Genomic DNA, 21,536 nt, shown 5'->3' with positions numbered 1-21,536 from the left:
AGGTATAATTAATTTTCAGCCAGGTATTGATGAACAAACTTGATAGCCATAGCACCTTCGCCCACAGCGGAGGCCACACGATTCATAGCGCCTGCGCGAACATCTCCGGCTACAAATATACCGGGACTACACGTTTCGAGTAAGTAGGGCTCACGGTTCAGCTTCCATGATTTTTTGAACGACTCATATTTCAATAATTCGCGACCTGTTTCGATAAATCCTTTTTCATCTTTGATAATATCGAGGGTGATCCAGTCTGTAACCGGGCGCGCACCAATGAAAATAAACAGCGCAGCGGCATTTACTTTTTCTTTTATACCGGTCGCTATATTTTCCACATCGATCGCTGCAAGACGATCATCGCCATATACTTGTCGTATTTCTGTCTCGGGAAGTATATGTATATTTTTAGTGGCTGCGATCTGGTCGATCAGGTATTTCGACATTGTAGCCGTAAGATCTTTTCTGCGGATAACAATGAGTACCCGATTGGCAAAATTAGCGAGGTACATCGCAGCCTGTCCTGCAGAGTTACCGCCACCCACTACATATACATCACTGTTGCGGCAGGCGTGTGCTTCAGTCGTGGCAGCACCATAATATACTCCCGCCCCGGTGAAACGCTCTACATCGATAGCCTCAAGCGTGCGATAGTCAACACCCGTAGTAATAATTACACTCTTCGTGTTGAGTGTACTGCCATCTGCGAGTTGTACGATCTTGTAGTGATCCTGTACGGATATACTCACAACTTCCTGAGGTGATAAAAACTCGACACCGAAACGTGTTGCCTGCGAGAACGCTCTTCGTGAAAGATCGGAACCACTGAGTCCATTGGGAAAGCCCAGGTAATTTTCAATACGCGAGCTGGTACCGGCTTGTCCACCCGGAGCACGTTTCTCAATGACTGCTGTCGATAATCCTTCGGAGCCTCCATATACTGCTGCCGCTAAACCGGAAGGCCCCGCACCGATGATGGTAACATCGTACATCGTTTTAGATGCCTTTGAGTTCATGCCGGTTTTTTCTCCTACCTGCTGTATCTCCGGGTTCAGCAAGAATGAACCATCTTCGAAAAACACAGCCGGTAAATCTTTCGGTTCGATGTGATTGATAGCAACAAGATCTTGTCCTGCTATGCTTGATTCATAATCGAGCCATTGATAAGGTATAAGATTTCCCGAGAGAAAATCTTTGATCTGGTGTGAGCGCGGAGAGAACTGGTATCCTACAATACGTATACCTTGAAAATCCGGAACGTGACTGCTTTGCCATTCGTCAAGCTGATCCGTGAGTGCAGGGTATAATCGTTCGTGCGGAGGATCCCAAGGCTTCATCAGGTAATAATCCAGTTGCACTTCATTGATCGCCTTGATTGCAGCTTCTGTATCCGAGTATGCTGTTAACAGTATACGCTTTGCTTCCGGATATACTTCTTTCGCCTGCTGCAAAAAATCAACGCCCAGCATTTCAGGCATACGCTGATCGCAGAGAAATAAAGCGATCGCTTCATTTTTATTTTTCAGATCGGTCAATGATGCCAGCGCTTCTTTGGCAGAAGTTGTGCTCATGATCCTGAAATCTTTTCCAAATTCATTACGAAGATCACGGACTACAGCCCGTAATACCTGGGGGTCATCGTCTAATGTAAATACTATTGGTTTCTTCATCTTGCTACTTAGTCACTTCTTTTCGGTTGCGTGCTTCGATGGGTATACAAACAGAGAAGTCGGTATAGCCCGGTTTTGATTTTACGGTTACACGGCCGGCATGTTGCAGCACGATCTGTCGTACTACTTCCAGACCCAGACCGGTGCCTTTACCTACAGGCTTGGTCGTAAAAAACGAATCAAATATTTTGTCCTGTATATCTTCCGGTATACCAGGACCATTGTCAATAATATGTACGAGTAAAAACTCGCGGTCTTTTTCTGCTTTGATTTCCAGCACAGGATCAGGTCGTCCTTCCAAAGCATCGAGCGCATTGTCGATCAGGTTCGTCCATACCTGGTTCATGGAGCTTATATAGATGCACGCATGCGGAAGATCGGCCGGTATATTTTCAACTACCTTTACCTGGTTCTTCCGGATCTTGTGGTTGAGCATCGTGAGTGTGTTGCGTATCCCCGTGCTGATATCGGTACGTTCTTTCTCCGGAGCGCGATCCATGTGGGTATAACTCTTTACGGATGTTACCAGTACATTGATCCGCTTGGAAGCTTCTTCAATTTCGTTCACCAGCCGTTCCGTAGTAAAAGTTTGTACAACCCAGTTGAGTACAGCAACACGATCCTGCGGACGAAGTATCGTATTCAAAGAATCAAGGTCTTGTGTTGTGATACCAAACTCCACAAACAGTTCGGCCATTTCATATACATCTTCCAAGCCGTTGTTCTCCAGCCATTCGATCAGTACTTCTTCTTTTTCATTCTTTTCCGTCAACGATAAAGCCGGATGATTATAGCCATTGTTGGCTGCCAGACGCGAGAATACAAAATGATTTACCTGGTCAACAATATCATCCGTAGCCTGTATCTTGATAACCCGCTTGAATTTTTCAGGAAGGTTGGCGAGGTGACGTTTCAATTCATGTGCACTGCGCACGATGGCGGCAGAAGGATTGTTCAACTCATGTGCGAGGCCGGCAGAAAGTTTACCGAGTGCCATCATCTTGTCGTCCTGCTGTTGCAGTTGTGTGAAGTCGCGCACACGATCGGTCATGATGTGTACCAGTATTTCTGCAAGCGGAGAATGATCGCGCAGCAACTCCGGAAAATACTGACGATCGAGACTATACATTATAGCATCACCGGAAATGATACCATCGGCCATCGCGGCTTTCATGCGCGAATAGGGAAGTACCCCGGTGATCTCTCCCTGCTCCACAGTGCCGAGATAGCGCCTGTTGCCGGCCTGATCGCGGTATATATCCAGCTCGCCCTGAAACAGTATACGCATGCTGTCGATGGTATCGCCCATGCGAAAAAGATACTCTCCGTCTTTTGCGTGAACGATTGATCCTTTATTGGCCAGCCATTGCAAATGGCTTTCATCCAGTTCTTTAAATTCAGGAACACTTCTGAGTGCTGCTACAATATCCATAAGAAAATATACTACATTATAAGAAGAAGCCTGTCGGTTTATCCGTTTTTCTTTTTGAACAATACATCGCAAAAGTAGTGCTTGCAATCGTACAGTACATCGGTGATCTCTAATCCCGAGACTGACGCGATCTTTTCGATCATCGGTATATCATATTTCTGCGATACTTCAGTGTGAATCACTTCCCAACGATCGAAATGTATAGCAGACTGAAATGCTTCGATATATACATCCTGTGCGCGAAGACTTACCAGGTAACTCTTGGTCATGCCGCTCTCCGGATCATAATACGGATAGTGCCTGAACTGATCGAGCTGAAACTGCGCGCCTAATTCGCGGTTCAGACGTATCAGCAAATTCATGTTGAAGTTACGGGTGATGCCATGTGGATCATCGTACGCTGCCTGTACAAGTCGCGGATCTTTTTTCAGATCGAAGCCGATCAGCAATTGATCATCCGGATGCATGCCTGAAGCAATCATGGTTACAAAGTTCTCGGCTTCATGCACCTGAAAGTTACCAATGTTTGCACCGAGAAATAAAAATACTTTCCGGTTCAGATCTTCTTCATACAGTGTGCGGATCGCTTCGTTATACTGTTTGTTTACCGGCTGAATCGCCAGCTTCGGAAATATATCTGCGAGGCGATGTGTGAGCGAACTCAGCGCAGTAGAAGAAACATCTACCGGTAAATATCGGAAGGCCGCCTCTTTACTTTGAAAATGCCGAAGCAGTATTTCAGTTTTCAATCCATCGCCAGCGCCTAATTCGATCAGGTCAAATGCAGAACCGTCTGTGGTAAAGCGTTGGTATAACTTATCTTTGTTCGCTTGCAGTATCTCGTATTCGCAGGGTGTAAGGTAATATTCAGGCATGCGCATAATCGCCTGAAATATTTTGTCGCCAGCTTCATCATAAAAAAGCCAGCTCGGTAATCGCTTCGGAATTTTCGCGAAGCCTTCTTTTACCGCGCGGGCAACTTCTGTGGGGAGTATATCGGTGGTGATAATCATCGGTTATTTTTTACACAGCCGTATGCCATTGAATTGCCAGCGCTGCTGTGGGTAAAAGAAATTTCTATAGGTGTTACGTGAATGGCCGGCCGGAGTTGCTACGGAAGCACCGCGCAATACCATTTGATTGATCATAAACTTGCCGTTGTATTCGCCCACTGCTCCGGCAGGTCGCTGATAATTCGGGTATGGCAGGTAAGCGCTGTTTACATGTTCCCATCGCTGGCCCCAGGTAAAATTACCCGATGCTGCCTCCCATTCAAACTCTGTTGGCAAACGTAACCCTTTCCACTCGGCAAATGCAGCCGCTTCATAAAAACTGATGTGCGTTACAGGCTCGGATGGATTCACGGTTTCAAGTCCTGCAAGTGAATACCGTTGCCACTGATCTCCTGCAGGATACCAATACAACGGACTGTCTACTGTGTTTTGCTTCACCCAACTCCAGCCATCGCTATACCACAGTAGCGGATTGCTATAGCCTCCTGCTTTGATAAACTCAATATACTCTCCATTTGTTACCAGGCTTTTACGGATGCTGAAGTCTTGTAATTGTACAGTATGCGGCGCATGCTCATTGTCGAACGAAAAACCGGTGCCGGTATAACCAATGGAATATATACCTGCGGGAATTTCCATATAGCGATGATCTGTTTCTACCCGTGGTGTTTCGCGAAAGTCAGGTTGATAGGAGGGAAACAACGGGTTGTGTCCCAGTATATATTTGATGTCGGTATAGAGCAGTTCCTGGTGCTGTTGTTCATGGTGAAGGCCGAGCTCGACAAGACTTTGCGCTTCCTGCGGAATATTATCCAGCAGCTTTAGCATGTGCTCGTCCACGTAGGCCCTATACGCCAGAATCTCAGCAACGGTTGGCCGCGACATATTGCCACGATGCAGTCGCAATACACGTTCGCCAACACTTTCGTAATAACTGTTGAACAAAAAAGCATAGTGCGGATGAAAGCGTTTATAAGATGCCAGGTATTGTGAAAGTATAAATTCTTCCCAGAACCAGGTAGTGTGCGCCAGATGCCATTTCGGTGGACTCGCGTCAGGCATCGGCTGCACTACGTAATCTTCTAACTGAAGTGGTGCGCAGATCTTTTCGGTATGATGACGTATAGAAATATAGCGGTCTTTCATGAAGTGGTGGTATAATCAGCTCTTTGTATTACGTTGTTATATAATAATGCCTGATGTTGTATAACTATTTATATCAGCAAGCCTGCAAGTAAATCACTATTCTTCTATAGCGAGCATGGTAAAACAATCTTTCTCCGACCCTGTTCAGCAATTGATGCGCACTGGTTTTTTGAAGAGATCATTTCTATAAAACACTGCATACGAGCGGATTCAGGTAGAAAGGTTTACTAAATGGCAATATAGTTTACAAATAGTAAATATTAAGTTTTTGTTAACTCATTTAACATTCAAATAACATAAACTACTTTTGAGCCCGAACGAAAACCCAGTCCGACTCACATGGAAAAAGTATTGAAGAAAGAAATATTGCTGACTGTAGAAGAGGCAATGAATCAGGCGCTTGGTAAATTCCAAATTTCATCGCCTTCCAAAAAAACACAAAAGCTGCTCGATAAAGTAGCGCGTAAATTTTCAAGCCGTATTCGCAGCGAAGTGAAAAAGCAGACCAGGAAAACAGAACGCATTCTGAAAGAAGCTACCGGAAAAACAAAAGCAAAGAAGAAAGAGAAAGTAGTGGTGCTCGACTGATCACGCTGTTTAACCACTCGTCCGGTAAATTTACAAGAGCGACTATATTCTCAGAGCGATCAACATTCCTTGTTGATGCAACGGATAAACTCACGTTCATAATGTATACAGCATTATCAGCGTGAGTTTTTTGCATAATCTTAATGTGCCCGTAATCACGGTTTCACAGAAGTATCAGACCTTAGCAAAGTATACCAGCTCGTGTGCAGATGGCCGATACATCGATACGCGCAACTATACACATCATGCCGTGCATGACTTTCACTGATACCAAATCACACCCCCGTGAACGAAACATATTATTTAATCCTTTGTCGAAAGTATGCGCTATATATTTCATCTGATGATGAAGCAGATGAATTATTCGAGTGGCTGAATGATGACATGAAGCATTGGGAATATCTCTTCCAGATGTGCGCATTGCACCGCCCTTGTAAAGAGAAACTTTTTTCAGAAGAAACAGGACAGGCGTTGACGGTTAACCGTTAATAGTTAATCGTTATTCGGATTAACGAATGTTGAAGTATAATAACGATTAACTGCTAACGGAAAGTGAATATCGAACAAGGAACATCGATCAACGAATGTCGAATAACGGTTAACGATTAACGGATAACCATTAACAGATAACTGTTAACGACTCACGAAGATTTCTTATAATTCAACACTGCCCATCCGTTAAGTACAATAGCAAACAGGGTAACCACGCCCAGGTGTGGGGCTACATCGCGGAAGCCGCTTCCTTTGAGTATAACCATGCGCATGACGTTGATGAGATAGCTTACCGGGTTAAAGCGCGTAACCATCTGTGCCCATTCCGGCATACTGTCGATAGAAGTGAAGAGACCACCCATGAGTATAAAGATCATCATGAAGAAGAACATAATGAACATAGCTTGTTGTTGTGTTTCACATACAGTTGACACTAATAAACCCAGCCCCAATACTGCCAGCAGGTATACGGTAATAAAACCATAAAGCAGTAACAAACTTCCTACCGGTATAATGCCATATATCAGCCATGATACCAACAGCCCGATGGAGAACACTATATTTCCCAATACCCAGAAAGGTATAAGCTTGCCCAGTATAAAATGATGCTTGCGTATAGGTGTTACGTTGATCTGCTCAATGGTGCCAACTTCCTTTTCCTTTACGATGTTCAGTGCGCTGAGAAAACCTCCGATCATTGTTACGAGCGTTGCTAATATACCTGGCACCATAAACATCCGGTAATTGAGCAGCGGATTGAACCAGTTAGACGATGTGATTGTGATAACAGGCTCCGTCATAAATCGTGAAACCGGGAAGAATTGATAACGGATGTCGCCATTGAAATTGCGGATGATCTCAGCGAGGTAAGCGCTGCCGAGGTTTGCCTTTACACCATTGATCGCGTTGACAGCAATGAGTAATTTTTCTTTGTCTTCACGGGTCAGGTTGCGTTCAAAGCCGTGTGGTATCTCCAGGATAAGATCAGCTTTGTCTGACTCGATCTCGTGTAGTCCTTCTTTATAGGAAGGATGATAACCGGTTAACCGGAAATAGCCGGAGGAAGTAATTTTAGAAATCATTTTTTGTGAATACGAAGAGTGGTCATGATCTACTACAGCCAGGTTAATATTCTTTACTTCATAGTTGGCCGCAAGCGGTAATATCAGCAATTGCATAATAGGCATTACCAGGATCATGGCCAGTATAGATTTGTTCCGGAATATCTGGCGAAATTCTTTCTGTAATAAAAATCGGATCGTTCTCATGTCAGTCGGATTTTAAAACTCTTGAGACTTATCACTAATAAGAATAAAGTTATACCGGTGAGGATCAGCGTTTCCTTCCATATAGCAGAGAAGCCGAGCCCTTTTATCATAATCGATTTCACAATGATATAGTACCACTTGGCGGGCACAATGTTGGATATTACTTGTAAAGGCACAGGCATGTTCTCGATGGGAAACATAAAGCCGCTGAACAGGATGGTGGGCAACAACATACCCATGAGCGAGATGAGCATGGCGGTTTGCTGCGAACTTGTTTTCACCGATATAAATATACCCAGTGTAAGACTGGTAATGATAAACAGTGTACTTTCAGCAAACAGCAGTGGTATACTTCCGGCAACCGGCAGATCCAGTAAAAATATACTCAGCAATAGTATGGATACAACATTGATCAGGGACAGCAGGAGGTAAGGCACCGCTTTGGAAAGTATAACCAATATAGGTTTGAAGGGTGATACTAATAATATCTCCATGGTGCCGGTTTCTTTTTCTCGTACGATGGACACTGCAGTCATCATCACACACACCAGCATCAGCACCAGTGCCATAACACCCGGCACAAAGTTGTGTACACCTTTCAGTTGTGGATTGTATAGCATGCGGGCCTCCGGTATAATTCTGTAGGGTATAGCATCGGTGGGTGTGATCTGTGATTGATAATCTTGTACGATCGATGAAACATAGTTGATCAGTGTAGTGGCAAGATTCGGATCGGATGCATCAGCCAGCACTTGTAATTGTGCCTGGTGTTGATGCAGCAGGTCTGTTTGAAAATTAGCCGGGAATACCACGGCCATTTTTATTTTACCTTCCCTGAATCCCTCTTCAATCTGCCGATAGTTCAACGGAGCTTTTTCAATTTCAAAATAGCGACTGGCATCGATCTGTCCGATCAGTTGTTGAGAAGCTTCATCGCGCGCGTGATCTATGATCAAAATCTTTGAGTTCTTTACTTCATTGGTCAGGGCAAACCCAAAGATGAGGATCTGCACTACCGGCATACCAAAGAGTATAAGTAACGTCTTTCGGTCGCGAAGCGCGTGCGCAAATTCTTTTCGTATAAAAACAAAAAACTGTTTCATTACTATAGCGGGTTAATCACTGCGTTTGGCACCACGTGCCAGTTGATAGAATACATCATCCATAGAGTCGGCCTGAAAACGTTGCTTCAGGTTGCGTGGTGTATCAAGTGCTTCAATCCTGCCATCCACCATAATAGAAATGCGATTACAATATTCGGCTTCATCCATATAGTGTGTCGTTACAAAGATGGTAACACCTTTAGCGGCAGCATCGTAGATCAGATCCCAGAATTGTCTGCGTGTAACCGGGTCAACACCACCGGTAGGCTCATCGAGGAATACAATCTTCGGTTGATGGATAACGGCTACCGAGAATGATAACTTTTGTTTCCATCCCAGGGGTAATCCTCCAACAAGTTTCTTCGCTTCACTTTGCAAACCGAGTTGTGTAATGAGCTCCTCGCTTTTTTGCTTGAGTGCTGCATCGCTCAGGCCATATATACCTCCGAAGAAATGTATGTTCTCCAATACCGTCAGGTCTTCATATAGCGAGAAGCGCTGGCTCATATAGCCTATATTTTTCTTGATCTGCTCCGTTTGTTTATATACATCAAAGCCTGCAATGGCAGCGCTGCCCGATGACGGTATAGATAAGCCGCACAACATACGCATAGCTGTTGTCTTACCGGCACCGTTAGCTCCCAGGAATCCGAATATCTCGCCCGGATATACCTGCAGCGTGATTTCATTCGTAGCAATGAAATTGCCGAAGCGCTTGGTAAGTTTTTCTGTTTTGATAACAGCGTCTGTCATTTCTTTAGAAGTTTGATGAAGCAATCTTCGATAGATGCTGTAACCGGTTTGATCTCGGTGTCTTCCAGGCCTTTCGACCACAGGTAATTTTCCAGCATGCGCATATCCGGTGCGTTGTGAAACGATGCATGGGCATATTCACCAAAAGCATAGCTGTTCATAATACCGGGAGCATCGTGCAGCGCTTTCAGCAGTGTAGCCATATTGCTGGCGCGCACGGCATATAGCGGATCAGGATATGATGCCACTATATTTTGCGGAGTATCAATGGAGAGTATATGTCCTTCCTGTATCAGGGCGATGCGATCGCAAAGCGTAGCTTCGTCCATATAGGGTGTTGATACCAGGATGGTAATATTTTGTTCCTGTAGTCGCTTCAGCATTTCCCAAAATTCCTTGCGCGATACGGGATCAACACCGGTGGTGGGCTCATCGAGAAATAATACCGTAGGCTTGTGGATGAGCGCACAACACAGTGCCAGCTTTTGTTTCATACCCCCGGAAAGTTTACCGGCTCTGCGATCGCGGAAGCGTTCGAGCTGTACATATATATCTTTGATCAGCGCATAGTTCTCTTCTACCGAGGTGTTGAATACCGTTGCAAAGAAATTAAGATTCTCGGCAATAGTAAGATCGGAGTATAGCGAGAACTTACCGGGCATATACCCAACGGTCTGACGAATTTCCCGGTATTGCTTCACAATATCGTAGCCATCTACCGAAGCATTGCCACCGTCCGGTAGCAATACCGTTGTGAGCATGCGGAATATACTCGTTTTGCCAGCACCATCAGGACCGATCAATCCGAAGAGTTCACCTTTGTTAACCGTCAGCGAAACCTTATCGACTGCCACGGCTTTTTCTTTGCCGTATGTTTTGGTGAGCTCGCTGATCACGATAGCCGGTGTACTTGCCTGCATACTATAGGTGTTTGTGGATAGCATGTATACTATAATTTTACTTCGCCATACATGCCGATCTTCAGGAAGCCATCGTTCTTTACGCGGATCTTTACGGCATATACCAGGTTGGCACGCTCGTCTTTTGTCTGAATGGTTTTTGGAGTAAATTCAGCTTTGTCACTAATCCATTCAATCGTTCCTTCATAGGTCTTATAATTATCTTTATCGGTATCCACCAGCACATGTACTTTTTGATTAAGTTTTATGCTGGCAAACTGATCACCGGTTACATAGGCACGCAAGGTTATAGTGGCTATATCAGCAATTTTATAGAGCGGTTTCCCGGTGGTGGCCATCTCGTTGGCTTCGGTATATTTCGTCAGTACAGTGCCTTCGATCGGGTTGATGATCCTGCATTTGTGAAGCTGATCGTTGAGTTGTTCGATTTGCACTTGCAATGGCGATGTTTCTTCATTTAAACTGGAAGAAGTTATACTGAGCGATGATTGTATACCTTCAATCTGTTTCTGTATAATAGCGATCTGTGCGTTGGCATCATCCAGTTGTTTTTGCGTAGCAGCATCAGCTTTTAACAGGCGTGTGATACGTTGCTGTTCGCGCTCAGCCTGTTTCAATTGTTCGCGAAGGGATGCCACCTGCGAACCTATATCCGGACGCTTGCTAAGCACTGCGAGTATCTGGGCCTGCAATTGTTTTTTCTTCAGATAGAGTTGAACACTATCGATACTGCCAACAGATTGGCCTGCGTGGAGCAACTGCCCTTCTTCCAGCAACAGTGTGCGGATTGTACCGGTAGCTTCTGCTGATACAATGGTTTCTACGGCTTCAAATGTACCGGAGGCATCGTAAAGATTTTTGTCGCCATTGCATGCTGCCACCAGGAGGGCCGTTGTAAGTATACCTGCTATATTTTTCATGGTGTTATTCATGGATTGATTCATTACCGACTATAGTTTGTTGATTGTATTGTGCGAGGAGTAATTGTATCTGGTGATAGATCTTTGTTTGTCGTGACTGGTCTTCTGCATTCACCTCACGGAGGTAATCGCTGGTATCGATCACGCCATTTTCCAGTTGTGCCGAGGCTGCTGTCTTTACACTTTCACGCAGGGTAATGATCTCATCATCGGATTGTAGTAACTGTTGAAGCTTGATGATCTCTGCATTTTGTTGTCTGAGTGATGCATGGGTGTTAAACAAAAATGTTTCGCGCTGCAATTGTATTGTGCGACTGGAGTTGTTGAGGATCGCTTTTTCTTTTCTGGAAGTATATAATCCTGAGAGCGACCAGCTCAATCGGGCACCACCTATATAATACGATTCAAAGCTGTTGCTTAACATATTCAGCGCAGGCCGTCCGTAACCACCTTGCAGGAAGAGGCTGAGGCGAGGCCGGTTCTTAACGCTGATGAGTTCGCGCTGTATATCTATACTGGTGTTCTGAAAATCATATAGCTTCAGCTCCGGGCGATGGATCTCGTTGGAGAGTGTAAGCACCACTGGTTTCGCCAGCGTAGTTACATCTGGCAATGATCGGTTCAAAAAGAGTCCCAGCACATCGAGGTAAGCTTTGCGCATGGCGACAAGTTCTGTGGTACGTTGATTGGCTTTCAGCAGTTCGGCTCTCAATACATCGGCCCGGCTTTTAAACGCGGTTCCATTATCAATAGCCGCCTGTGTTTTTTTCAGACCAATGTTTATATCATTTTTCAATAACTCATTTTGCAATAGCTGCTCATCGGTTAGCAGAACGCCAAAGTATAGCTGGTTGATCCGCTCGCGAAGTTTATATAGTTCTACATCCAGCTTCTGTTCTTCTACCAGTGCATTCATTTCCTGCGCATGTTGTTGCTGGCGGGTGGCACCGCCATCGTATACTACCTGGTTTACTTCCGCATATACTTTATACTGGTCTTTGCTGAGTACATGTATATCCGTACCGGGAACTTTGATGGGTATCTGAGTCACATCAGACTGATAAGAAGCCTGTCCATTGATACTGAATTGCGGAAGATATCCTTTCAAAACATTGTCGACAGAATACTCACGACTCTGTCGTATCAGTTCCCGTTGTTTGGTAAGCGGGTAATTCTGTTCGGCAAGCGTATAGCATTCCTCCAGCGTAAGCGGGTAGTCGGCTTGCGCGTGTGCAGGCAACACCAATACCAGGTACCAGCAGCAGGAGAGAAGGATGGGAATGGTTCGCATATTTTTAATTATTTGTTTTAATCATTTGATTAATAAAAGAGCAAAAAAATTAGCGCGTCTTCAGCATGGATTTGATCCATCGCGGTATATAGTCTCTCCGCTCTTCCATCATAGTCTGATATGCTTTCGGACTTATGTTCATAGCAGACTCCAGCACAGGTTTGGCTATGAACGGAAACAGCGTCATACCCAGCAGGCTCACAATAAAGTGCAGCGGGTTTATATCGGGCCTTTTCTCTTTCAATTGCTTTACCATGTATGAGTCGCGTATAAGTTTACCGGCCTGTATTTTGTTGGCAAAACGCTCCGGTTCATTGCGTATCTCGCTCATAACAAAGAGCGGAAGATCCGGATTTACCTGCAGCATATCCAGGTAGTTGTTTACAACCTGTTCAATTTTCTGCTCCAGTGTTGTACTCTCATCGTTCAGAACGGGAGCGAGTATACCAAAGAGCTTCTGTATTTTTTCCATCATTACAATCTCAAAGAGTTTCTCTTTGCTGCGGAAATAGTAATTCAGCAACGCCAGGTTGAGGCCCGCTTCTTCTGCTATATCGCGTGTGCGGGTAGCGGCATAACCTTTTGTCATAAATACTTTACGGGCAGCTTCTTTTATTTTCTCTTCTGCAGAAGTATCACCTTCTGCTATTTTCTTTTTCGCCATGACGATTTCGTGTGAGTATAACGGAACAAAGGTAACGGGGTTTCTGTTTTAATCAAATTTTTTAATCATTTGATTAAAATTGCATTTCCAATCCGTCAATATGAGTTTAAAGCCGGAATTTGGAGAATGAAACCGGAGTATCGGTTGTGCAGATCGAAGAATTGCGAGATCTTTATAGGGATTACCCGAAATACATTTCCGGTAATTTGTGTAAACACGGAATTATACAGCTATGTTTTTCTTATACAAACTTATTCCACCGCGCCCGACTTTTGCACAGGATATGACTGAGCAGGAGAGAGCTATTATGCAGCAGCATATTGAATACTGGAACAACCTGGTAAAGGATAAAATCGGTGTAGTGTTCGGGCCTGTGTTCGATCCCCAAGGTGTCTGGGGACTCGGCATCATGGAAGTAGATACTCCGGAAGCTGCCGAACGTGTATCGAAGGAAGACCCTGCTATAAAAACAGGGCTGAATACTTTTGAACTGATACCGATGCGGCTGGGTTTGATACGCTCGTAAGTATATATCTGTGTTTGCCGGCTGTATATATAGTGGTATATATGCCAGCAGGCTTACATCATGCTTTCAATATACTTATAGCCCGAGCCTGTATTCAGCAGCAGTACCCGGCTCTCCGGATTAATTTCCTGGGTAGTGAGCATAATCTTGAGTGCAGATAATAAAGTGGCTCCTTCGGGAGAAATAAACAATCCCTCGGTAGCAGCCATCTGACGTACGCAGGGTATAATTTCTCTCTCAGGTACGGATATAGCCGTGCCGGCAGTTTCGTGCAACACCTGCTGAATCATTTTATCAGCAAAAGGGAATGGCACAGCTAACCCATTGGCAACGGTGGGTCTACTGGGACCTTCAGGCTTACGATGAAAGAAAACATCTTCTACCGGCTTGCAATTTTCAGATTGCACGGCAATGAGTCGTGGCATTTTACTTCCTATCCAGCCCATCTCCATCATTTCACGAAATGCTTTCCACATGCCAATGAGGCCAGTGCCACCACCGGTGGGATATAGTATAACATCGGGTAATTCCCAATGAAACTGTTCGGCAATTTCATAACCCATGGTCTTTTTACCTTCCAGGCGATACGGCTCTTTCATAGTAGACACATCGAAGTATTGCTTGTCGGCATTGAGCTCTGCAACTTTCTTTGCGCAGTCGTTGATGAGACCATCTACCAGTATAAGTTTGGCTCCGAAATATTCGCACTCGGTTTTAAAAGCCTGAGGCGTATGGCGAGGCATGACTACAGTAGCCGTCATTCCTGCACGTGCACAGTAGGCCGCCATCGCACCACCGGCATTGCCGGCTGTAGGTATAATGCAATTGTTTATGCCGAGTTCTTTTGCTTTGGAAATGGCCATACTAAGGCCGCGTGCTTTGAATGAACCGGTAGGGTTAAGCGATTCATCTTTTAAATATAGCTGCTGCATGCCCACTATATTTCCGAGACGCTCGAGTGGAAGCAGGGGAGTCCAGCCTTCACCCAGTGTAACAATGTTCTTCCGGTCGAACACCGGCAGCATTTCAAAATACCGCCACATCGATCGTTCACTGTGATCTATATCTTTCCGTGAAAGCCCGGAGAATACATCGTACTCACATACCAGCGGAGCCTTCTCACACTGTTCGCACGATGCGAAAGTATTTGCCTGATCGAGCGGATATACTTTATCGCATCGGGAACATTGTAATACGGATATTCTTGAAATCTGCTTCTGCGCAATCATACCTCTGGCCTCAAATGCCAAAGCGAAAGTATAGCGAAGTATATTCCGTCACTAATACTGATTTGTTATCCTTTATAACTTCATGTTATAGTGGTTCTTCGAGAATTTGATAAAGGCATCGTTAAGTCCATGGTTCTCATCACCATGCCGCTGGATAAAGTAAAAATGACGGATCATCGAAAGATTATCAATATATAGTCTTACCAGTTCACCGGCTGCCAGTTCTTTTGATACAGCACGACTGGAGAGAAATCCTAAACTATCATCGGCCAATACAAAGTTTTTGAGTGCTTCTGTGCCGCCCAGGCGCATGGTAATATTGAGATCTGTCATTTTTATACCATGACTGCCGAGTACATGTTTTACCACGGAGAGTGTACCCGAACCCCGCTCGCGCAAGGCGATCGGCATTGTCCTTAAGTCATCGATGGAATACTTGATCTTTTTAGCGAGGTAACTTTGCGAGGAGCAAACCGGTATAATCTCGTCTGCTATAAATGACTCGCTATTTACCATCGACATCTTGTTTTTACCTTCTATAATACCCAGGTCAATCTCGTGATCGAGCATCGCCTTCAACACATTCTCTGTATTCCGGTTTACGAGACTGATGCGCACATCCGGAAACTTGCGCCTGAACGTTGAAAGTATAGGCGGTATAATATATAGGGCTACCGTTGTGCTGGCACCGAGTTTCAATTCGCCTTTGGCGTGAAATTTATCCCGATAGGTGTTGATCTCATACTCCAGCTGTTTTTCAATAGCCTTGGCGCGTTGAATGAAGTCGAGCAATATACGACCGGCTTCTGTGAGTGATATCTGGCTTCCCTTGCGTTCGAACAGACTCGCTTTATACTGTTCTTCCAGTTGCTGAATGTGTTTGGTAATGGCCGGCTGGCTGATATATAGTACCTGGCTTGCCTTGGTAAAGCTTAATTGCCGGGCAACTTCGAGGAAGACTTCGTGCTTGAATGAAAGCATAGTGCTATAGTAATGATAGGTGCCGGAAGAAAGTTATAACCGCTGCAACGTTACTGTTTCCGGCAGCAATTCACCAGTAAATATACATAGCAGGTTACAGGTAAGTGTCACTTCTTTATTTCCGCTTTGCATTCGCTGCCGGCTTCCGGTTGTTAGCCGCTGGGAGAAAATGTAATCTGGCAGCTACACCTTTGCCTGATAGTGCCAGACGAAATTTTCTTTATGATTTCTGCGAAACGCTGTGCCTTCCTGGTGTTCTTCGTGCCATGGGATTTACACGCACACTCTTCGCGCACAGACCTCGGCAAACCGGGAGCTATTTCATAAAATAGTACAAGGAACTTGTTGTCGAATTTTGTTACTTGAAAATACAACGATCAATACCCGTCATGACTCATTTCAGAAATACACTTGTTTTATTTTTACTGGCGATCCAGGTATTCGCCCAAACAACATCGCTTCCGCGAAGTAGTACACCGGAAGCAGAAGATGTTTCTTCACAGGCGATCATTAACTTCCTGGATGCCGCTGCCAAAACGAATCATGAGTTTCATAGCATTATGATTCTGCGTCATGGTAAAGTAGTGGCAGAGGGTTGGTGGAACCCGTATCGTGCTGATCTGAAACATACACTCTATTCGGTAAGTAAAAGTTTTACAGCCACTGCAGTAGGATTTGCTGTAGCAGAAAACAAACTGAGCGTAGAAGATAAAGTCATTTCATTTTTCCCGGAGGATGCACCTGTAGAGATAAGCCCTTACCTCGCAGATCTTCGTATCAAACATTTACTGTCTATGAGTGTAGGGCAGGCAACGGACCCGACAGGCGATGTGAATCGTGAAGAAAACTGGGTACGGAAATTTTTGAGCATTCCTATAGCATACGAACCAGGCACTAAATTTCTCTATAACTCTGCCGCTACCTATACGTTGTCGGCCATTGTGCAGAAGGTAACAGGCCAAAGGATAGCAGATTATTTAAAACCACGTTTATTCGATCCGCTGGGTATAACAGGTATAGATTGGGAAACGGATGCGAAAGGTATAAATACAGGTGGGTGGGGTTTGCGATTGAAGACTGAAGACATGGCCAAGTTCGGTCAGTTGTTTTTACAGAAGGGACAATGGCAAGGTAAACAGATTCTTCCGGCAACGTGGATAGAAGAAGCTTCCACTGCCAAGATTGATCAGGATCCAGCAGCGCCACAAGTGAAAAAAGATTCCAGCGATTGGTTGCAAGGCTATTGCTACCAGATGTGGCGAAGCCGTCACAATTCTTATCGTGCAGATGGTGCGTTTGGTCAATATATACTCGTGTTGCCGGAGCATGATGCGGTGATCGCTGTCACTTCCGAATCATCGAGCATGCAGAATGAATTGAACCTCGTGTGGAAATATATACTGTCGGCATTCAGCAAGGAAAAATTATCGGCCAATGCTAAAAAGGCAAAGGAACTGAAAGCGCGGCTGGCTGCCCTGGCCCTGCCGTTGCCTGCGGGTAAAACAAACGCTGCGCAGGAAGCTGCTGTTACCGGTAAAACTTTTGGAATCATTAGCAGCGACAGACGACTGGAAAGTTTTCGTCTGGATTTCAGGAATGGTGTATGTCAGCTAACCTTGAATACTGATTCTGCTACACATGCATTTCAATTTACACCCGGTAAATGGGAGAAAGCTGAAACGGATAAATTCGGACCTTACCTGGTGGCGCGTGCCAAACATAATCGTGTGGGACTATCGCCTTTTAAAATTGCCGAGAGTTATCGCTGGGCGGATGATAAAACACTGGAGCTTACACTTCGCTATATAGAAAGCCCGCATACAGAAACTATTCGCTGCACGTTTGATGGAGAATATGCTTCGCTTGATTTTGAGAACAGCTTTAACAAGTCGATTGCTTTACATCTGAAAGGCGTGGAGAAGAAGCCGGTGGCAAATGCTCCGAAGCTGATCATTCGCGGTGATGACATGGGCTTTTCGCATTCGGCCAATGAAGCGTTGATCAAATCGTATCGCCAGGGTATAGAAACCTCTATCGAAGTTATTGTACCTTCTCCATGGTTCCCGGAAACTGTAAAGATACTGAACCGTAATCCGCGTGTAGATGTGGGGTTGCACTTCGCTATTACCAGCGAATGGGACAATGTAAAATGGCGACCATTAACTGATTGCCCAAGCCTCCGGAATGCCGATGGCTATTTTTACCCGATGATATTCAAAAACAGAAACTACCCGGGACAAGCGGTAGTCGATAATCCCTGGAAGCTGGAAGATATAGAGAAAGAATTGCGTGCACAGATCGTGATGGCCAGGAAATATATACCTCAAGTGAGTCACATATCCGGACACATGATGAGCACGGCTTTCACGCCGGAAGTAAAGGCACTGGCACAGCGTCTTGCCAAAGAGTATAATTTACCGATGGTAGATGTTGATGCAGAAAAGACGCTGGCTATATCGTATACCGGTTTTGATATGCGAAATAAAACAACCGAACAGCGTATACGAGCTTTTATTGATATGCTGGACAAACTGGAAGCTGGCAAGACCTATGTATTTGTTGAGCATCCCGGTATAGATAATGACGAGCTCAGGGCTATCTACCATATCGGTTACGAAGATGTAGCGCAGGGTCGACAAGATGTAACCACGATATTTACCAGCGAAAAAGTAAAAGAGGCCATCATTCGAAAAGGTATAGCATTGGTGAGTTATGAAGATGTTTTGAGCGCGAAGAAATAAACGATCTTTCATCATACTAAAAAGGAGTGTCGCAGCATGACACTCCTTTTTTATTTGGCGGGATAACTAGAGCTATAATTTTATACTGGAAAGAAACAGATCGATCCTTTTCTTCTGTCGCAGATGATGTCGGATGTGCATCTCGGCAAACTGAAGCCACTCGTTAGCCGTGAGATAATTAAAACCTGGATGTTGAGCTTTGCCGGGCAATGCACCTTTAGAAATCTCCAACGCAACTTTGTTCATTTCTGCCCTGAGTGCAAGCATACCGTTCCGTAACTGATCTATACTGACTGGTTGCGGAACCTTGTCATTGTTTGGTGAGCCTTCAATCATTTCATTGGGGAAATCATTATTGAGTAGCATTACCCTTGCACGGTCAGTAGCGTCATCGTTGGTATGGACCTGTAAAGGTGTACAGGCTTTGATCTGATCGATATAGTAATGCGTATCATCAATAATATGAATATATACCTGGCCTAATGACCAACTGGCAGGAGCGGGCTTGGTGCGTAGTTGATCAAGGTTGTAATGATCCAATTCTGCTATCCAGATATCGATTGTCTTGTTGAAAGACTGAATGTGCATTTTCTAGTAAAAAGGTAAAGATAAGTATATCATTTTCAGGTTTGACAAGAGCAGGAGAATAAGTATGGCCGAATCAAGTCGCAGAGAAATTTACTTTCTACTCCTTTGTTACAGATTGTCTGATCAACTCATTAGCGATTGGCCGAACTTTTCTTAAAGGCGAATGAAAAATGCGACAGGTCTTCGAAGCCGAGTTCAAGGTATATTTCAGAAGGTTTCCTGCCTTTCTTTGTTGATCTGGAAGTAAGCTTCCTGCAGTCGCTTTTGTATTAACCAGCGACCCGGTGTAACGCGAAATCTTTTTTGAATACCAAGAGACTGCGGCCGGTGAGGTATGCGAACCGCTCCAGTTTATGGAAGCGTGCACAACATTACCGACCACCTTCCAGCCATTGGAGGAAAGTGGTGGTCTTCTCTTTGCCGATCAATAATTTTTCCGGTGTCGATATCGATAGTTTCACAAACAGCTTTCGCGCAAAGTAATGTTCTACTTCTTTCACTGCACTGAAGTTGATAAGATATTGTCGGTTAAGCCGGTAAAACTGTTTGGAAGAGACCGAGCTCTGTACCTGCTCCATGGTTTGATCCAATGTATACTCCTGCGACTGAAATGTTACGATGGTAACAAGTTCGTTTTTGATATAGAAGTAGGCGATCTGATCGGTCGGTACGGTGGTATATTTGTTACTTCTGAAAACCAGGAAGTTCTTTTTGCCTTCATCCATTCCCATCATTTTGAGAAAGACCGACATATCGGGCTGTGTATTTCTTTGAAAGAAGGTTTTAAATCCTTCCACTTTCAGAAAGGCTTCTTCCAGTTGTTCTTTCGAAAAAGGTTTCAGCAGGTAATCTATACCATTGGCTTTGATAGCATCCATCGCGTATTCTCCGAAGGCCGTACAGAATATGATCGGACAATGGATCTTGATTACTTTGAATATCTCGAAGCACAAACCGTCAGAAAGCTGCACATCCATAAAAATAAGATCGGGCTGCTCGTGTTCTGAAAGATAGGCTATAGTACTATCAACACTTTGCAACTGTGCGATGATCTCAGCATTCGGTCGTAGTTTTTCAATCATAGCGGCCAGCGATTTTGCCGCTTTCAGTTCGTCTTCAATGATGATGATCTTCATGAATAATAGGAAGTTTTACGGTAAATAGAGTATCCGTTACGGTGATCAGTATTTCTTTATCCTGCAGGTGAATATAGCGCTGGTTAATATTGGCAAGACCCAGCCCGGTAGAAGCTTCGGGTGTCTTTTTGAGTTGAAGTTTATTCTCAACCGTAATATACTGCTCATCGGAGTATATATTGATTTCCAGTGGATGCTGTAGTGATACTATATTGTGTTTGATACAATTCTCCAATAGAAGCTGCAATGTAAACGGAGGTATATAGGATTGGCATAGCGATTGATCGATGCGTACAGACAATACAATTCCTTCTTCAAAACGAGCTTTCAGCAGAAACAGGTATGATTGTAATATTTCCAGTTCTTTGGATAGTTTGATCAGGTTGTGCTTCCTGCTTTCCAGAGTATATCTGTAAAAATCCGACAGCTTCAGAATAAAGTTTACACTGCCGGCATCGTCACTCTCCACCATATACTTCAGGGTGTTGAGACTGTTAAAGAGAAAGTGAGGATTTACCTGCTGTTTGATGAGCTCGTATTGTGCACTGAGATTGTCGGACTTTGTACGTTCAAGTTCTATTGCCACCTGTTGGTTTTGGTAACTTTGGTAGAGAAGATGCAGAAACATGTAGAACGTGAGATTGATTAATATACCTCTTACTTCTATCATGAGCATTACGGGGCCAAAGCTGAGATGTGTTAACAGGTATTGTTGCAGGCAAGCCAGCAGAAACATAACTCCTAAACCTACCACCAGACTTTTGAGGAGCCGTGCAACAGAGAACTCGCTGATAGCATTACGTGAAGTAAATTTTGGAAGGGTATAGATGTTATAATACCAGATAAAAAGCGAGAACAAGAAAGTGATCAGCGAATTAACGAGCGCTTCGTAAGGATTGAAATGATGCTCGGCAATTTTAGGAACCGATGAAAGTATACCCAGAAAAAGTGACGAGAGCCAAATGATTTTGTTCGAGAGCTTGAATGTTTTTTGGAGCATACGGTTGTCGTTGCAAAGTGAGTGCTAAGTTACTATCTCCCGACAATATATACAGATACTCACGGCCGAGTTAGA

At 44.4% G+C, this 21,536-nt stretch carries 20 protein-coding genes and 1 pseudogene; 4 read left to right on the top strand and 17 right to left on the bottom strand.

The window, feature by feature from the left end; all coding sequences use genetic code 11:
• Nucleotides 1–8: 8 nt before the first annotated feature.
• From VIN08_RS21485 to egtB, 4 genes are read right to left on the bottom strand one after another with little or no spacing between them, the layout of a single operon-like run.
• A complete protein-coding gene (locus VIN08_RS21485; RefSeq protein WP_331969568.1) occupies nt 9–1,670 on the bottom strand; it encodes an FAD-dependent oxidoreductase in 1,662 nt (553 codons plus the stop codon).
• A gap of 4 nt (nt 1,671–1,674) precedes the next feature.
• Nucleotides 1,675–3,102 (bottom strand): sensor histidine kinase, encoded by a 1,428-nt coding sequence (locus tag VIN08_RS21480; RefSeq protein WP_331969565.1) that lies wholly within the window; start codon nt 3,100–3,102, stop codon nt 1,675–1,677.
• A 38-nt stretch (nt 3,103–3,140) separates the two neighbouring features.
• Complete coding sequence (locus VIN08_RS21475; RefSeq protein WP_331969562.1) at nt 3,141–4,115, bottom strand: L-histidine N(alpha)-methyltransferase; 975 nt, start codon at nt 4,113–4,115, stop codon at nt 3,141–3,143.
• 3 nt (nt 4,116–4,118) lie between these two features.
• Nucleotides 4,119–5,261, bottom strand: a complete 1,143-nt coding sequence (gene egtB, locus VIN08_RS21470) for an ergothioneine biosynthesis protein EgtB (protein ID WP_331969559.1) — start codon at nt 5,259–5,261, stop codon at nt 4,119–4,121.
• Between the two features lie 339 nt (nt 5,262–5,600).
• Between egtB and VIN08_RS21465 the strand changes: the two genes are divergently transcribed.
• Nucleotides 5,601–5,849, top strand: coding sequence for a hypothetical protein (locus VIN08_RS21465; RefSeq protein ID WP_331969556.1), 249 nt, complete (start codon nt 5,601–5,603; stop codon nt 5,847–5,849).
• 285 nt (nt 5,850–6,134) lie between these two features.
• Entirely contained in the window at nt 6,135–6,338 is a 204-nt protein-coding gene (locus tag VIN08_RS21460; RefSeq protein WP_331969549.1) for a hypothetical protein, read from the top strand.
• Between the two features lie 152 nt (nt 6,339–6,490).
• Here the strand turns inward: VIN08_RS21460 and VIN08_RS21455 are convergent, their stop codons facing one another.
• From VIN08_RS21455 to VIN08_RS21425, 7 genes are read right to left on the bottom strand one after another with little or no spacing between them, the layout of a single operon-like run.
• A complete protein-coding gene (locus VIN08_RS21455) occupies nt 6,491–7,609 on the bottom strand; it encodes an ABC transporter permease (protein ID WP_331969546.1) in 1,119 nt (372 codons plus the stop codon).
• The gene (locus VIN08_RS21450; protein ID WP_331969543.1) at nt 7,606–8,712 is read right to left on the bottom strand and encodes an ABC transporter permease; all 1,107 of its coding nucleotides are present in this window, start codon (nt 8,710–8,712) and stop codon (nt 7,606–7,608) included. Before VIN08_RS21450 ends, VIN08_RS21455 begins: the two co-directional genes overlap by 4 nt.
• A 12-nt stretch (nt 8,713–8,724) precedes the next feature.
• Nucleotides 8,725–9,465, bottom strand: a complete 741-nt coding sequence (locus VIN08_RS21445; RefSeq protein WP_331969540.1) for an ABC transporter ATP-binding protein — start codon at nt 9,463–9,465, stop codon at nt 8,725–8,727.
• Entirely contained in the window at nt 9,462–10,409 is a 948-nt protein-coding gene (locus VIN08_RS21440; protein WP_331969538.1) for an ABC transporter ATP-binding protein, read from the bottom strand. Before VIN08_RS21440 ends, VIN08_RS21445 begins: the two co-directional genes overlap by 4 nt.
• Nucleotides 10,410–10,414: 5 nt before the next feature.
• Nucleotides 10,415–11,329, bottom strand: a complete 915-nt coding sequence (locus VIN08_RS21435) for an HlyD family secretion protein (protein WP_331969535.1) — start codon at nt 11,327–11,329, stop codon at nt 10,415–10,417.
• Entirely contained in the window at nt 11,310–12,596 is a 1,287-nt protein-coding gene (locus VIN08_RS21430) for a TolC family protein (RefSeq protein WP_331969532.1), read from the bottom strand. The genes VIN08_RS21435 and VIN08_RS21430 overlap by 20 nt, the downstream gene beginning before the upstream one ends.
• Before the next feature lie 49 nt (nt 12,597–12,645).
• Nucleotides 12,646–13,260, bottom strand: a complete 615-nt coding sequence (locus tag VIN08_RS21425) for a TetR/AcrR family transcriptional regulator (RefSeq protein WP_331969529.1) — start codon at nt 13,258–13,260, stop codon at nt 12,646–12,648.
• A gap of 232 nt (nt 13,261–13,492) precedes the next feature.
• On the opposite strand from VIN08_RS21425, the gene VIN08_RS21420 reads away from it, so the two are divergent.
• Nucleotides 13,493–13,786 carry a YciI family protein gene (locus tag VIN08_RS21420; RefSeq protein ID WP_331969526.1) on the top strand — a complete coding sequence of 98 codons (294 nt, stop codon included), beginning with the start codon at nt 13,493–13,495 and terminating at the stop codon, nt 13,784–13,786.
• Between the two features lie 53 nt (nt 13,787–13,839).
• On the opposite strand, the gene VIN08_RS21415 is transcribed toward VIN08_RS21420, so the two are convergent.
• Nucleotides 13,840–15,036, bottom strand: coding sequence for a threonine synthase (locus VIN08_RS21415; protein ID WP_331969523.1), 1,197 nt, complete (start codon nt 15,034–15,036; stop codon nt 13,840–13,842).
• A gap of 51 nt (nt 15,037–15,087) precedes the next feature.
• Nucleotides 15,088–15,996, bottom strand: coding sequence for a LysR substrate-binding domain-containing protein (locus tag VIN08_RS21410; protein ID WP_331969520.1), 909 nt, complete (start codon nt 15,994–15,996; stop codon nt 15,088–15,090).
• Nucleotides 15,997–16,385: 389 nt separating this feature from the next.
• Here VIN08_RS21410 and VIN08_RS21405 point away from each other — a divergent pair, with 389 nt between their 5' ends.
• A complete protein-coding gene (locus tag VIN08_RS21405) occupies nt 16,386–18,737 on the top strand; it encodes a ChbG/HpnK family deacetylase (RefSeq protein WP_331969517.1) in 2,352 nt (783 codons plus the stop codon).
• Nucleotides 18,738–18,809: 72 nt separating this feature from the next.
• Here VIN08_RS21405 and VIN08_RS21400 read toward each other — a convergent pair whose 3' ends face one another.
• The 4 genes and pseudogenes from VIN08_RS21400 to VIN08_RS21385 all read right to left on the bottom strand — a co-directional run bounded on the left by VIN08_RS21400 (nt 18,810) and on the right by VIN08_RS21385 (nt 21,461).
• On the bottom strand, nt 18,810–19,325 hold the full coding sequence (locus VIN08_RS21400; RefSeq protein ID WP_331969514.1) for a DinB family protein: 516 nt from the start codon (nt 19,323–19,325) through the stop codon (nt 18,810–18,812).
• A gap of 131 nt (nt 19,326–19,456) precedes the next feature.
• Nucleotides 19,457–19,675: pseudogene (locus tag VIN08_RS21395) on the bottom strand (helix-turn-helix domain-containing protein); the annotation flags it as partial.
• A gap of 21 nt (nt 19,676–19,696) precedes the next feature.
• On the bottom strand, nt 19,697–20,461 hold the full coding sequence (locus VIN08_RS21390) for a LytTR family DNA-binding domain-containing protein (protein WP_331969511.1): 765 nt from the start codon (nt 20,459–20,461) through the stop codon (nt 19,697–19,699).
• A complete protein-coding gene (locus tag VIN08_RS21385; RefSeq protein ID WP_331969508.1) occupies nt 20,442–21,461 on the bottom strand; it encodes a sensor histidine kinase in 1,020 nt (339 codons plus the stop codon). Before VIN08_RS21385 ends, VIN08_RS21390 begins: the two co-directional genes overlap by 20 nt.
• Between the last annotated feature and the right edge of the window lie 75 nt (nt 21,462–21,536).

Source organism: Ohtaekwangia sp. (assembly GCF_036568665.1).
Taxonomy (GTDB): Bacteria; Bacteroidota; Bacteroidia; order Cytophagales; family Cyclobacteriaceae; genus Ohtaekwangia.
This window is presented reverse-complemented; position numbering and strand designations above follow the sequence as displayed.